Origin of the sequence: Paenibacillus sp. cl141a (assembly GCF_900109305.1) — a bacterium.
GTDB classification, from domain to species: Bacteria; Bacillota; Bacilli; order Paenibacillales; family Paenibacillaceae; genus Paenibacillus_AQ; species Paenibacillus_AQ lautus_A.
Window position 1 is genome coordinate 202,945 of record NZ_FNZO01000013.1, and the last position, 14,650, is coordinate 217,594.

At 49.9% G+C, this 14,650-nt stretch carries 8 protein-coding genes, 11 tRNA genes and 1 rRNA gene; 1 reads left to right on the forward strand and 19 read right to left on the reverse strand.

What is annotated here, in order from left to right; genetic code table 11:
- Nucleotides 1–13: 13 nt before the first annotated feature.
- The gene (locus BMX45_RS27060; RefSeq protein WP_090913411.1) at nt 14–1,930 is read left to right on the forward strand and encodes a hypothetical protein; all 1,917 of its coding nucleotides are present in this window, start codon (nt 14–16) and stop codon (nt 1,928–1,930) included.
- A gap of 169 nt (nt 1,931–2,099) precedes the next feature.
- On the opposite strand, the gene glmS is transcribed toward BMX45_RS27060, so the two are convergent.
- The 19 genes from glmS to rrf form a co-directional block, all read right to left on the reverse strand.
- Nucleotides 2,100–3,932 (reverse strand): glutamine--fructose-6-phosphate transaminase (isomerizing), encoded by a 1,833-nt coding sequence (gene glmS, locus BMX45_RS27065; protein WP_090913413.1) that lies wholly within the window; start codon nt 3,930–3,932, stop codon nt 2,100–2,102.
- Between the two features lie 736 nt (nt 3,933–4,668).
- Nucleotides 4,669–6,009, reverse strand: a complete 1,341-nt coding sequence (gene glmM, locus BMX45_RS27070) for a phosphoglucosamine mutase (protein ID WP_090913415.1) — start codon at nt 6,007–6,009, stop codon at nt 4,669–4,671.
- Between the two features lie 32 nt (nt 6,010–6,041).
- Nucleotides 6,042–7,514: a CdaR family protein gene (locus BMX45_RS27075; protein ID WP_090913417.1), complete on the reverse strand. Its 1,473-nt coding sequence runs from the start codon at nt 7,512–7,514 to the stop codon at nt 6,042–6,044.
- Complete coding sequence (gene cdaA / locus BMX45_RS27080) at nt 7,507–8,340, reverse strand: diadenylate cyclase CdaA (RefSeq protein WP_015737608.1); 834 nt, start codon at nt 8,338–8,340, stop codon at nt 7,507–7,509. Before cdaA ends, BMX45_RS27075 begins: the two co-directional genes overlap by 8 nt.
- 313 nt (nt 8,341–8,653) lie before the next feature.
- On the reverse strand, nt 8,654–9,268 hold the full coding sequence (locus tag BMX45_RS27085) for a zf-HC2 domain-containing protein (protein WP_090913419.1): 615 nt from the start codon (nt 9,266–9,268) through the stop codon (nt 8,654–8,656).
- 222 nt (nt 9,269–9,490) lie between these two features.
- Nucleotides 9,491–10,060, reverse strand: a complete 570-nt coding sequence (gene sigW / locus BMX45_RS27090) for an RNA polymerase sigma factor SigW (RefSeq protein WP_009589526.1) — start codon at nt 10,058–10,060, stop codon at nt 9,491–9,493.
- 241 nt (nt 10,061–10,301) lie between these two features.
- On the reverse strand, nt 10,302–13,088 hold the full coding sequence (gene ppc / locus BMX45_RS27095; protein ID WP_090913421.1) for a phosphoenolpyruvate carboxylase: 2,787 nt from the start codon (nt 13,086–13,088) through the stop codon (nt 10,302–10,304).
- A gap of 275 nt (nt 13,089–13,363) precedes the next feature.
- Nucleotides 13,364–13,437, reverse strand: a tRNA-Gly gene (locus tag BMX45_RS27100).
- Nucleotides 13,438–13,514: 77 nt separating this feature from the next.
- Nucleotides 13,515–13,588: transfer RNA gene (locus BMX45_RS27105), tRNA-Pro, on the reverse strand.
- Between the two features lie 21 nt (nt 13,589–13,609).
- A tRNA-Arg gene (locus tag BMX45_RS27110) sits at nt 13,610–13,686 on the reverse strand.
- Between the two features lie 3 nt (nt 13,687–13,689).
- A tRNA-Gly gene (locus tag BMX45_RS27115) sits at nt 13,690–13,764 on the reverse strand.
- A 5-nt stretch (nt 13,765–13,769) separates the two neighbouring features.
- Nucleotides 13,770–13,853 (reverse strand) — tRNA-Leu (locus BMX45_RS27120).
- Nucleotides 13,854–13,867: 14 nt separating this feature from the next.
- Nucleotides 13,868–13,943, reverse strand: a tRNA-Lys gene (locus BMX45_RS27125).
- Nucleotides 13,944–14,008: 65 nt separating this feature from the next.
- Nucleotides 14,009–14,083, reverse strand: a tRNA-Gln gene (locus tag BMX45_RS27130).
- Nucleotides 14,084–14,136: 53 nt separating this feature from the next.
- Nucleotides 14,137–14,212: transfer RNA gene (locus BMX45_RS27135), tRNA-Val, on the reverse strand.
- Between the two features lie 44 nt (nt 14,213–14,256).
- Nucleotides 14,257–14,331 (reverse strand) — tRNA-Glu (locus BMX45_RS27140).
- 36 nt (nt 14,332–14,367) lie between these two features.
- Nucleotides 14,368–14,443: transfer RNA gene (locus BMX45_RS27145), tRNA-Thr, on the reverse strand.
- Nucleotides 14,444–14,446: 3 nt separating this feature from the next.
- Nucleotides 14,447–14,522, reverse strand: a tRNA-Asn gene (locus BMX45_RS27150).
- Between the two features lie 9 nt (nt 14,523–14,531).
- A 5S ribosomal RNA gene (rrf, locus tag BMX45_RS27155) occupies nt 14,532–14,648 on the reverse strand.
- Nucleotides 14,649–14,650 lie beyond the last annotated feature (2 nt).

Consider the following 14,650-nt stretch of genomic DNA (forward strand, 5'->3'; position numbering starts at 1 on the left):
GGGCTATACCGTTATGACGATGAAAAACACGCTAACCCTGCGAAATTTGTATCTTTTTTTATGTATCGTCCTTCTGCTGCTGATCGGGTATAAGGGAATTCACATCTATCAAAAAATCGAGGCGATGGCGCAAGCCGAGTCGTTGTATGCCCAGAAAAAGCTCGTTCAGGCAGAAGAGTGGTATCAGAAGGCCCGTAATAACCGTTCCCTTCTATATAAAGAAGATCTGCTTGCTTCAAGGCTGCAAGAGCTTGCGCCCATTACGTCCATGAAGGAAAGTCTCTCCTCTCTTGATCATCGATTGAGCCAGGTCGGGGAGGCCGGCGATTTCTCTGGCTTCATGAACGTATATGCCGAACTGCTTGAGGCGGAGAAGAAATTCTCGGAACAACAGGGTTCCCACGCCTCGTATTACGACGAAATTGCGGCGTACTATGGCATACCCGATGATGTGAAACGGACATTCCTGCAGTTCATCAATTTGTTTACGCGCAGGGCCGACGAGCTGCTTGAAGAGCAGCAGTACGAGGATAACAGCTTTAAATGGAATCTGCTTCGCATTCCGGATTCCTTCTACGGCAGCGAGAAACAGAAGGATGAGAAGCTGCTCCGCCTGTTCCAGCGATACGACGAGATGGTTTTGACCCGCCTGGCAGGGGCCGGGCAGTATGCCGACCTGTTGAATTGGTCGCAATCCATGGGTTCCGAGTATGCCAGCCGGTCGATATCGGCTGCCTGGTTGAACGGCAAGACCGATGAACTTGTGTATGCCATGCTGCAAAGGGATGTGCAGCGGGAACAACCGGCCGTTTTTGCAGCTCACGCCTCAGGCTACAGAAAGTTCCTGGAACGGAACGAGCGGAAGAACGCGGAGATCATGGCGTATATTCAGAATGAGATCAACCGCTGGGTCGCAGCGGCCGATGCGATGGTACAGAGCCAGAACTACGAGGAAGCGGTCGCACTCTATGCGGCCTTGTCGGGGTACCAGGATATGAGCGGTAAACGGCAAGCTGCCGAATTGGCCTGGACGATCCACGATCCGATTCGTTTGTTCCACATGGCCGGTCTGAAAGGCAGCTTCAGCTATGTCAGCGGAGGCGGCAATCGTTTCGGAGGATTGGCCTATGCCATAGGGGTCGACGAGGGGAGCATCATCTACTTAGCGGTCTTGAATGCCGATGAAACGGTGCAATTATTCCAAAACCACGATTACCTGTCCGATGTCGCGATCCATGAGGTTTCAGTCGAGGAATCGCTTAGCACCGAGAAGAATCCGGTCATCCTTGTGGAGGGCTCTGCGGGAACTGACTTGGTATTCTATTCAGCCTATGAAGCCAGAGATTCTAATCTAACGCCGCTGTTCCAATTTACGGCCGAAGGCTACCAGGTGCTGCCGGACAAATCTTTGCTGGTCACGAATTTGGAAGGAGTCAGTCCGGACGAGATCGCCATCTTTGAGCGTCAAGGAGACCAATACGGATTCACTGGGTATCAGGTTCAATATACCGACATCGATATCGCTAATATCGAGGGTTATCCTAATGAGAAAGTACGCTTCTCTGTCCATATCCCGCAAGGCGGCTATGGCGAAGTCATTGCCGAACGTGATGGATACTATATCGTCTTAAAGGGAGACTTGGATTTCCCTGCGGGGAGCACGACGCTAATCGGAACGTTCCATGGCAAGTATCAGCAGCTCGAGATCCCGGTAAGCAGCCAACCGCCTGCGTCTCCGGACCCTGCCGAGCCGGAGACCAGACAAGTTGAGGGAGATCATCTGGATGAAACTGAGAATCCAAGCGATCCCGTCACTTCCGAGGAGATCAATCCGGATGATGTTCAACAAGACCATAGCGGAAGCAGCGAAAGCGCCGCATCCGGTCAGATCACGAAGGTGCCAGTCATTCAGGTGGAATCGATCGAGTAAGTTATTGAATCTTTAATCACTTTAATATCTTGAATCCTTCTAAACATGACAAAAGGCTTCGCCCCTAATCACCAGGGGCGAAGCCTTTTCATTAATAAATTCAAGCGAGATGAATCCTAACTTTCATTAACAGAACAACTAGAGCAGATCTTAATTGCCCGCTCCTGCCTTACTCCACCGTCACGCTCTTCGCGAGGTTGCGCGGCTTATCCACGTCGTTCCCACGGGCAAGCGATGCGTAGTAGGCAAGCAGTTGCAGCGGTACGACAGACAAGGCTGCCGTTAAGATCGGCAAGGTCTTCGGAATGGCGAAGGCTTGATCCACGGATTTCAGCAGGCCGGCGACATGCTCTTCATGTGTAATGGCCATCACTTCCGCGCCGCGGGCCTTCACTTCCTTGATATTGCTTACCGTTTTTTCAAGTACGGTTTCTTGGGTTGCCAAGGCAATGACCGGAATTCCCTCTTCAATCAGGGCAAGCGTACCATGCTTTAGTTCGCCGGCAGCATAAGCCTCGGAGTGAATGTAAGAGATCTCCTTCAGCTTGAGGGAGCCTTCCTGAGCCACGGCGTAGTCTTGGCCGCGGCCAATGAAGAACAGGTTCTCATGCTCAGCAATCTGCTCGGCATATCCCTTGATCGATTCCGCGTTGGTCAGCATGGACTCTACCTGTTCAGGCAGTGCTTCCATCGCTGCAATCACTTCAGCAACGGCGTCTTCTGTCATCGTTCCGCGCACTTGAGCCAGGTACAGACCAAACAGATAGAACGCGATCAACTGCGAGGTGTACGCCTTCGTGGAAGCTACGGCAATCTCCGGACCAGCTAGGGTGCCAAGCACATCGTTGGCTTCTCGGGCAATCGAGCTGCCTACCACGTTCGTGATGGCCAGGACATGAGCGCCATGGCTTTGCGCTTCACGAAGCGCAGCCAAGGTATCTGCCGTCTCGCCGGATTGGCTCACAACGATGACAAGGGTCTCCGGCGTGACGATCGGCGAGCGGTAACGGTACTCGGACGCCACGTCATTTTCGACCGGAATGCGCACCATCTCTTCGATCACGCTGCGTCCCACCAGCCCGGCATGGTAAGCCGTACCGCAGGCGACGATCTGAACATTGCGAATGTTCTTGATCTGTTCCTGTGTCAGCTTCAGCTCAGGCAGAACGACTTTACGTCCGCTCTCATCCACACGGCCCAGCATCGTATCCCGGTATGCTTTTGGCTGCTCGTGGATCTCCTTCAGCATGAAGTGATCGAATCCGCCTTTTTCCGCTGTAACGGCATCCCAGTCGACACGAATCATTTCCCGAGAAATAAAGTTCCCCTCAATGGTCATTAATTCGACAGCATCTGCCGTCAGCAAAGCCATCTCTCCATCGTTGAGAATATAAACGTTACGCGTATATTTCAAAATAGCCGGAATATCAGAACCGATGAAGTTCTCTCCTTCGCCAAGACCGATAATAAGCGGGCTTGCTTGACGCACAGCCACCAATCGATCCGGCTCATACTCGGTCAATACGCCAAGGGCAAATGCGCCTCTCATGTAAGAGATCGACTTCTGCACAGCCTTAACGATATCTCCGTCATATTCGCGGGCAATGAGATGGGAAATAACTTCCGTATCGGTCTCCGAAGCAAACTGGTGTCCTTGACTGATCAGCTCTTCCTTCAGTTCTAGATAGTTCTCAACGATCCCGTTATGAACAACGGAGAACTTCTGGCTTTCGTCCGTATGCGGATGCGAATTCACGTCCGATGGACGGCCATGGGTTGCCCAGCGGGTATGACCGATACCTGCGGTCCCTACCAGTGGTGCAGACTCCAGTCGCTCCTCCAGATTGGCAAGACGTCCTTGTGCCTTCGCAACGCGCAGGCCTTCATTCGTAAAGACGGCAATCCCTGCTGAATCGTATCCGCGATACTCAAGCTTTCTCAATCCCTCGATCAACACCGCTTGCGTTTTCTGATTTCCAATATATCCGACAATACCACACATATTATGATTCCTCCGTTCGATTTCCCTATAATAGTTAGGCGGAAATAGAACACGGCAGCATCTGTGCGGCATCAGGAAAGAAGAATGATCTATTCAATTATCAACGTTCAAGAAACTCAGCAATTCGTTAGGCTGTTTAGTTGAATAGACATGAATGCACTCTTCTTCCACCGCGCTGTCGAATTCTAGATCGCACATTCATGTTTTGTATACAAGTGATGAATAAGCATCTGCGAATACGTTGTAAGAACGGTCGCCCATTCCTTTTCCGTTATCCGCTTACGGTTGATGCATAACCGAGAGGTCCCCGCCGAATAATCCGAACACCTCTACCTCGTCAACTTGCGTTCTGCCGTTTGGTTATCCTTAGCATGGCTATAACCAATTCCCCGCGCAGGTACAAGCTCTGGCGCTTATGAAGCTTGAAGTAACCTCACGATCCTCGCTTTCTATTCTTGAATGACATCCTTTATTATATTCATGCCCTATCACTTTGGCAACTCGGCTGGTTCCTGACAATGCCAAGCCCTACCTTGAATGAACCCCATGAATGACACCGATTGACCTATTTTCGCAAGCGATGCCGAACAAGTACCTCTTTGCAGGCAGGACAGGGGGTGTTGCGCTTTCATTCGACCGGCATTCTGGAAAACAGCGGGCCAGTGAACCGAAACTTCATAGTTCACTGGCCCTGACAGAAATTAGTCTGCTTTCCTTGAAAAATACACCCTTAGTCTTATGCCAATTCCCGCTTCACCACGTCTGCAATCTGTGTTACATAACGGTCAAGCTCATCTTTGTCCGGGCCTTCCGCCATGACGCGAATGAGGGATTCCGTTCCCGATGGGCGCACCAGGACACGGCCGTTATCCCCTAGAATGCCTTCAACTTCAGCAATCGCAGACTCGATAACGGTATTACCTTGGTACTTGCTCTTATCGCCAACGCGGACATTAACGAGTACTTGCGGATACTTGCGCATGCTACTCTTCAGCTCATGCAGCGGCTTGCCGGAGGCTACCAGCGTATCCACCAATTGAATCCCGGTCAGAATGCCGTCTCCTGTGGTGTTGTGGTCCAGGAAAATGACATGTCCCGACTGCTCGCCACCCAGGTTGTATCCGCCGCGGCGCATTTCTTCCATGACGTAGCGGTCGCCGACTGCCGTTTTTGCCGTCTTCAGCTTCAGGCTGTCGCATGCTTTATAGAAACCGATGTTGCTCATCACGGTCGAAACAATCGTACCTTCCTTCAGCTTGCCGGCACGGTTCATGGCATCCCCGCAAATGCACAGGATGAAATCGCCGTCCACTTCCTCGCCTTTTGCATCGATGGCAATCAGGCGATCCGCATCTCCGTCAAAAGCCAGTCCGAGGTCAGCGCCATGCTGGAGTACAGCCTCAACGAGTTTCTCTGGGTGAGTCGATCCGCAATGATCATTGATATTCAGTCCATTCGGCTCAGCGCCGATGGTGATCACATCCGCACCCAATTCACGGAACAGCTTCGGAGCGAGCTCATATGCAGCCCCGTTTGCACAGTCCAGCACGATTTTCAGGCCGTCGAACCGGTTGCTGATCGTCGTTTTCAAATATTCCAGGTATTTATACTTGGATTCGTTATCTACCAGCAATTCACCCAAATCAGCCCCGATCGGCCGCGGCAGATTGTCGGTTTCCGCATCCATCAGCTCTTCAATCTTGAGCTCGGTTTCATCCGACAGCTTGAAGCCGTCGCCACCGAAGAACTTGATGCCGTTATCCTGCACCGGGTTATGCGAAGCCGAGATCATAACGCCCGCATCAGCGTTCAATAGTCTTGTAATATAAGCCACCGCCGGCGTACTTACGACACCAAGGCGAATGACGTGTGCGCCAATGGACAGCAGACCTGCAACCAGAGCCGACTCCAGCATTGCGCCGGATACCCGGGTATCCATCCCGATGATAACGGTTGGCTTCTCTTTATCGCCCGTAAGCACATAGCCGCCGCAGCGGCCGATGCTGTAAGCCATTTCCGCCGTCAATTCTTGATTCGCAACCCCTCTTACTCCATCTGTACCAAAATATTTCCCCATGTTTTATATACTCCTTTATCTACTCTTCGATATTATCCATCATTCGATGTTTCTGTACCCGTTGTTCCATCGCTTGATCCGTCTCCCGGCGGATGTGATGGGTTTTCTCCTGACCCGGAGTTATCCGTGCCCTCATTCGCGGGAGGCGTCTCCGGATCCTCCCCTTGATCATGGCCTGTCCCTGTTCCAGTGCCGGTTCCCGGTACATCAGGCTTGTCTTTGTCGGTTCCCTCGTTGTTCGAGGTACCCGGGTTCGTTGTCACGGGTTTCGAATTATCCTTGAGCTCTATCTTAATCACAGGGCGATCCTGATCCGTGCGGTTGATGAAATTAGGCAGCGTAATCTGCAGCGGAACTTCATGGACGCCGGCTTTCAAGCCGGTCACGTTCGCTTCAGCTCCAATATCCGTCGGCTCCAGACTATTGAGCAAGTCAGGCGCACCGGTGAGCGTCAAAGAGATCGTCTTCGTCTTTGGATCCGTAATGATGGCATCCAGGCCGGAGGGGACTCCATTTAACGTGATCGGAATGCCGGTAATTACCCGTTCACCATGCGATACAGCCGTAACTTCAACCGTTACAGAGCTCGGCTCGATTTTCTCAAAACCTTCAGGCGGCGTCAAGTCGGCCGTAAGCACTGTTGTTCCTGAATTTCTAACTTCTCCCAGATTGATAGCGGCTTCGATATAGGTCTCAGCTCCTGCCAGTGCCTCATTACTGCCGAACAGCTTCACTTCTTTGACCTTCTGTTCTACCTTGGATAAGACAAACCCTTCCGGCAGCCTTCCGGTATACTGAAGCTCTAGCGGCAGCGTGACAAATGCAGGCTCAATCGGTACTTCAACCGCTACCGTAGCGGGCTCAATGACCGCATCCTCCATTTCGGCGCCTTCTTTATCATATGCTGTTAGCTTGACTCGTTTCTCCGTAATCTTCTCTTTGGCTCCATCAAGCTCCACGTTACCTTTGACCTGCCCTAAATTTGCCATCGACGATTCCGGCAGGGTAACCGTGACTTGCCTTGGGTCAATCAGCACGGGCGTTCCGGCCCGGTAATCTTTAGCAGGCTCGCCCTTCGTTCCAATACTTACCGTCACGGATTTCGACACTCTCGGCTCTACGGTCACCGTAACAACGGATGGTTCCATCGATACCATCTCCACGCCGCTTGGGATGGAGTAGGTCAGGGGAAGTGTGTGCGTACCCGGTTCTTTGACGTTGCTCAGATCAAGTTTTACTTTATATTCGTCGGTCAAAAGCGAAATATTGGATTTCTTCCCCCGCACCTCGAGATTCACGCGATCTTGATCAATGCCGGTTAACACATATTCGCCGTCATCAAATCCATAGGTTTGAATCTTAACGCCTTCAATGATCTTGGTATCATAAAAGGTCGTGGGCGGTGCGGGCGTACCGCTGTCCATATGAACCATTGCCCATAACAGAATGCTGACAGCGAGTGCGATGAGCTTGCTTGCCGTGTTGTTCTTGATCCATTTATCCATTGCTGCCGTCCCCCTTCCGTTTCCAGAAGAACGTGCGTTTCTCCTTGATGGACGCGGCAGGTCTGAGCTCCTCATACAATTTCGATATCAGAGACTCTTCCTTAATATCCCGAACCACTTGTCCATTTAAGGCCAGCGATACTTGCCCAGTCTCCTCGGATACGACAACCGAAATCGCATCCCCTACTTCACTGATTCCGATAGCGGCACGGTGCCGCGTCCCCAGTTCCTTACTGATGAAAGGATTCTCCGATAGCGGTAAATAACAGCCTGCGGCCGCGATTTGGCCGTTCTGAATAATGACGGCTCCGTCATGGAGAGGCGTATTCGGTATAAAAATGTTGATGAACAATTCCGAGCTGATCACCGATCCCATCGGAATTCCCGATTCTACGTATTCATTCAGGCCTGTCGTCCGCTCAAACACGATCAGTGCCCCGATTTTGCGCCGCGACAAATAATTAACCGCCTTAATGGTTTCGCTGATTAACTTATTCGTTTCCTCGTCAATATCCGCTGTCCGCCCGAACAGCTTGCCTCGGCCGAGCTGCTCCAAACCACGTCTGAGCTCAGGCTGGAAGATAATAAAGATCGCCAGCACCCCAAAGGTAAAGATCTGGTTCATCAGCCACTTGAGCGTATACAGATCAAACCAGGTGCTCAGCGCCCAGATGACCACCAGCACCAAAATTCCTTTGAGCAGCTGGACCGCCCGCGTGCCGCGGACGAGCAGAATCATCTGGTATATTATATAAGTAACGATAAGGATATCGATGATATCTTTAATGGATTCACCCCAGGTCATATCTGTGAAATACTCCACCATACAGCAACCCCCGTCATTTCCTTTAAGTGCGGGCCCAAAAAATCCGGTTCCTTCGAAGATGAACGCCCTGGTTTGAAACCGGGCCTGCTTTCCATCATCCTTCTAATCACGCGGAGATTCTTGAACATCCTCTTTAATAACGCATGAGACTATATATGTAGTATGTACTCTACACTCTCTAGGTTATAACGTTAATCTTTCCGATGCAAGCGGACTCCCTCCGCTTTCCATGCAAATCCGCATAAAATCAACAAAAGAAGCGCCGTCTTTTCACTGAAAAGAGGCGCCTTTGCTTCGTAATTGCGGTTTTCACCTAGCGGTAAGCGGCATCTGTAAACAGAGTGGAGATCTTATACCATATCCAATCCATGGCTCTATCTATATCCTTCACTTGACCCGCTATATGCGCGGTGGAAGCCTGAAATAATTCTCCGTCGATAACGGTCACATTGCCATTAACCTGACCGTAAACCTTAGTCTTTCCGTTCTCGACCGTAATATCTCCCGTGATGATCTGATCCGGTGGAATAATGACCGTATCCCCTTCAATCACCAGCTTTTCGAATTCATCGCTCTTTACAACCAGCTGAGTGTCCTGACTCCAGAAACTGATCGTGCTAAAGAGCATGACGACCAAAAACAAAGCTACAGCCGTGAGCGCAGGATGATTCTTAACCCATTTGACCCAAGCTTTTTGTTTCTTGGGCTGCGGCAGCATGCCCATTATACGTTCCGTTAAATCATCGGATGGCTTGGTCGCATGATGAGTTAAGGAAAAAAGAAGCATATCGGTATGCTCCAGCTTCTCGAAGTAATTCCGACAGTCAGCACAATCCAGCAAATGCTTCTGCAATTCTAGCTGCTGCGGGTCGGACAAGTCATTATCCAGATAATCATGCATCAAAGAGACGGCTAATTTGCAATCCATTTGTGAGCCAATCCTTTCATTCAATCTCTTTGCTGGGTCTATCCCCCCTAGGGGCATAAGACTTGCTTATTGTTCATACGTGCCGGAATCGGGGATGTTTCAACTTTTTTAAAAGAAAATCAGAAAAAAATGACGGGCACTGACTTTCTGATTTCCGCAAGAAAAAAGCGCCTTTAAACGCGGTCTCTCTTCCTCAAAGAACGGCGATAGGCGTTTTTTTCCTCACAATTTGTACTCTAATTTTTTTCTCAAAAATTCGCGTCCACGATGTACACGCGTTTTGATCGTTGTTACAGGCAGGTCCAAAATCTCGCTGATCTCTTGCAGGGATAAATCCTGGATGTACCTTAAAATCATAATGGTCTTGTACTTGGCAGGAAGTCCGTCAATAGCCTGATGGATAATGCGCTGCGTTTCCGATAGCAGCATCTCGCTCTCAGGCGTACGGTTATCGCTTGGGATCAGGGAGTAGCCGTCCATCCCTTCGCTTTCGTTCAGGTCGGCGTCCAACGAGAAAGAAGGCTTGCGCTTGCGCAGCCGATCAATGCTAAGATTCGTGCCAATTCGGTATATCCAAGTTGAGAACTTCTGGTTCTCGTCATATCGGTCAAGGTTCTTGTAAACACGCAAAAAAGTCTCTTGTACGACATCCTCGGCCTCATGGCGGTTGCTCAGCATCCGGTAAGCCAAATGAAAAATCTTGTCTTTATAAAGCTCTACGATTTCGGCAAATGCCCTTTGGTCCCCTTTTCGGGCCAGCTTTGCCAGTCTTACATCCAAATTGTCCACCATAATTCCCCCAGAATGGTCTGATGGGTAACGTTTAAAAACGCATCATTCAAATCGTAATTCAACTGTTTCTAAAAATCAACAATAATTCAAAAAGAATCCCATTCGTGTATCAAAGACAATTCACCTGCAGCCGATACTTTAATCATTAGGACGCAAGCTGCGCATAGATAAAAAAACGAGGTCCCTCTAGGGAACCTCGCCTAATACTATCCCTTTCAAACAGTTTTAGCTTCTGCAAGGATCAGCCTGTATTGCGAAGCCCGGCGGCAATGCCGTTGATGGTCAGCAGTACTTCCCGAAGCAGATCCGGATTATCCTGCTCCTGCTCCCTTAGTTCACGCAGCTCGTTAAGCAGTTGAACCTGCAAATAACTGAGCGGATCCACGTATGGGTTGCGGAGTCTTATCGATTCCTGCAGAACCGGCTGGTTATCCAGAATATCCTGTTGTCCTGTAATCTTAAGAACCAGCTCTTTCGTCAATTTGAATTCTTCCTGAATCAGACCGAAGATGCGCTCGCGTGCTTGATCATCCTTCGTCATCAAGGAATACTCCTTGGCGATGATCAGATCTGCCTTCGCAAGTGCCATCTGAAGGGTATCGATCAGGGACGTAAAGAACGGATAGCTCGTGTACATCTTCTGAAGCACCTTCATATTCTCTTCCTTGCCTTGGTAGAAGCTTTGTAAGCCCGTACCAGCCGCGTACCATGCCGGAAGCAGGTAACGGCTCTGCGTCCATGCAAACACCCAAGGAATGGCTCTCAGGTCCTCGAAACGGTCACTGTTCTTGCGCTTGGAAGGTCGGGAACCAATATTCAGCTCGCCCACTTCAGGAAGCGGCGTGGATTCCTTGAAGAAAGTAAGGAAATCCGGATCGCGGAATATCAGATCCTGATATTTTTTCTGAGAAACGGCCGAAATGCTGGAGGAAATCACTTCCCACTCTTTTTCGGTCGATTCTTTTTCAGGGTAACGGGCATTCAGGGAAGCCGTGATCAATGCTGAGGTTGCCTGATCCAAACTCCGGTAGGCAATGCCCTTCAAGGAGTAACGGGACGAAATAACCTCACCCTGCTCCGTGATTTTGATGCCGCCTGCAATGGTCGATGCCGGCTGAGCCAAAATGCTGCGGTTCAGAGGCATACCGCCGCGTCCGAGCGATCCGCCGCGTCCATGGAAGTATTTTACCTTGATGCCGTAGTCATTGGCTACGGCCGTAATCTCTTTGAGTGCGACCTGGAGCTCCCAGTTCGCCGTAATGGCACCGCCGTCCTTGTTGCTGTCAGAGTAGCCCAGCATGATCTCCTGCAGTTCGTTCATGGCGCTCACCGCTTCACGGTAGATCGGCAGGCTGAAGAGCTTACGCATGATTTCCGGCGCGGCATGAAGATCGTCTATCGTCTCGAATAATGGCGCTGCCTGCAGCGTAGCGATTACGGAACCGTCGTTATCCTTCCGGAACAGCCCGACCTCTTTGGCAAATACCATCACTTCCAGAATGTCGCTTGCGCCTTCGGCCATACTGATCAAATAACTGGAGATGCATTTCACGCCGAATTCCTGCTGCGCACGGAATACGGTACGGTATACTTCGAGGCATTCCTCGGTGCTGTCGCTATACTCTTGATAAGGCGTAGTCAATGGACGCGGATCATTAAGCAAGTTATTGAGCAGTTCGATCTTCTCGTCTTCGCTCAATTGGGCGTAGTCCTGCGTCACGTTCATTTTTCGCAGAATTTCGGCCATGGCATTCTCATGCTCTTGGCTATGCTGTCTGATATCCAGCGTTGCGGTATGGAAACCAAACAACTCCGCCTGGCGAATCAGCTTTTGAATATAGGTGTCTGCAACATAGTCAGCAAAATGGAAACGCAGGCTTCGATCAATGATATTCAAATCCTCGATGAATTCCTCAGGGGTCTGATAACGCTCGCCGCCTGTCATGTTCTCATCCAGAATATGACTCATTTTAGCCAGCATATATACCAGTTTTACACGATAAGGCTCTTTCTCATTGTGCCAAATTTCCATCTTCTTCAGTGTTACATTTTCGCGGTCTTTTTCAATGGATTGAAGTAATTCATCCGAAACGTTAACGATTGACGAGCTGAAGCTCAGGTATTTCATGAATTCACGCAAAATCCGTTGATATTCACGAATCGCCAGCTTCCGCTGCATTTCAAGCGTTCTCCATGTTACGTCCGCCGTCACTGAAGGATTTCCGTCCCGATCGCCACCGATCCACGAACCGAAACGCAAATAGGTTGGAACGTGCCAATGGTGACCCGGATAATATTTAGTTAGGCAGCGCTCCAGTTCTTGATAAACCTCTGGCAGAATGTGAAACAGGGTTTCGTGAAAATAATACATACCGTTTCTGACTTCATCCAAAACAGTAGGTTTACGGTCACGAAGCTCATCGGTTTGCCATAGCGTAATCACTTCATTCAGTAGTTTCTCCCGAAGCTGCTCCCGTTCGCGGAATGTCAGTGTCGGATTGTCCAGCTGCATCACATCGTCCGCTATCCGTTTATGGATATCCAGAATAGCCCGACGCATCGCTTCTGTTGGATGAGCGGTCATCACCAGCTCAAGGGATAGACTTTCGAGAATTTCTTGAACTTCTTCAAACGTAATATTGCGCTCTTTCAAATCCTGGACTGCACTTTCGATGGAACCTGGTTGAACACTTTCCCCGGCGGAACGCTCGTAATCGCGTTTACGCCGTATGCGATGATTCTGTTCGGCGATGTTAACCAATTGAAAGTAAATGGCAAACGCGCGAATCACCTGATGGCGAATGTCGGGTTCCAGCGTGCTGATGATCCTTTTGAAATCTGCAAACAATTCTGGCAGGAATACGGATCGCAACGATTTACTCGTTTCGCGAATTTTCTCAACTATATCTAAAAGCTCATTGCCTCCTTGATGGACAAGAACTTCTCCAAGAATATTGCCAAGGAACCGTACATCTCGCCGCAGCAGATTGTTGGAATTGCTTTTTGCGGTTACTGTAAGTTCAGTCATGCTATTCCTCCCATCTCAACCCGTTTCAGCAGTTTATTTATAGGACGTAACGCCTTCCTAACATCATACAATAAAAGCGAATGAAAATCTGCATTTTTCAGGCGAAAAAATTAGCCAAATCGACAAAACTCATGATCATGTTATACCCTTAGCCCACGGACATTAGTCCTATAAACCGTTGATACGACAGCATTCTTTATTGCATTAACACTTCGCAGGATAGTCGTATGAATATGTAAAAAAAACATCACACACGGTGATGTCCTGCTTATGTATGGAGCGGGTGATGGGAATCGAACCCACGCTACCAGCTTGGAAGGCTGGAGTTCTACCATTGAACTACACCCGCATATCAACCCACAAAAGTCACGCTATGCTTCAAAGCATATTCCGGTTACTTTTGCCGGGCCTCAATTCTTAAGCAAATCGGGATGACACGATTTGAACATGCGACCCCCTGGTCCCAAACCAGGTGCTCTACCAAGCTGAGCTACATCCCGATATTATCTTTTTTATAAAAATGGCACGCCCTGAGAGATTCGAACTCCCGACCTTTTGATTCGTAGTCAAACGCTCTATCCAGCTGAGCTAAGGGCGCAAATGGAGCGGACGACGGGAATCGAACCCGCGACCCTCGCCTTGGCAAGGCGATGCTCTACCGCTGAGCCACGTCCGCATTTATGGTGCGCGTGGAGGGACTTGAACCCCCACGTCAAAGACGCTAGATCCTAAGTCTAGTGCGTCTGCCAATTCCGCCACACGCGCACAAGATGAAACAATGGTGAGCCATGAAGGACTCGAACCTTCGACACCCTGATTAAAAGTCAGGTGCTCTACCAACTGAGCTAATGGCTCGCATTTCAGGTCAACCGAAAATACTCGGAATCACCTTTAAGCGAATCTTTACTTTTGAAGTAAAGTGGCTGGGGATATAGGATTCGAACCTATGCATGACGGAGTCAAAGTCCGTTGCCTTACCGCTTGGCTAATCCCCAAAAACGTTGAGTTACTTCTATCTTGCCGATTCTCGTTAGAATCATGCATGAAATGGTGGAGGCTGAGGGGATCGAACCCCCGACCCTCTGCTTGTAAGGCAGATGCTCTCCCAGCTGAGCTAAGCCTCCGTATAAACTCATGGGATTCTCATCCTCTGATGCATGAAAGAAAGTGGTGACCCGTAGGGGATTCGAACCCCTGTTACCTCCGTGAAAGGGAGGTGTCTTAACCCCTTGACCAACGGGCCATGTTTTCATGATGCATGTCCAAACCAAAAGCAATCTGGAGCTTCCAACCGGGATCGAACCGGTGACCTCATCCTTACCATGGATGCACTCTACCTACTGAGCTATGGAAGCAAGTGGCTCCCCGAACAGGACTCGAACCTGTGACAACTCGATTAACAGTCGAGTGCTCTACCAACTGAGCTATCAGGGAATATGTACCGCTTGGCGACGTCCTACTCTCCCGGGACCCTTCGGTCCAAGTACCATCGGCGCTGGAAGGCTTAACGGTCGTGTTCGGTATGGGAACGCGTGGAACCCTTCCGCCATCGCCACCAAACG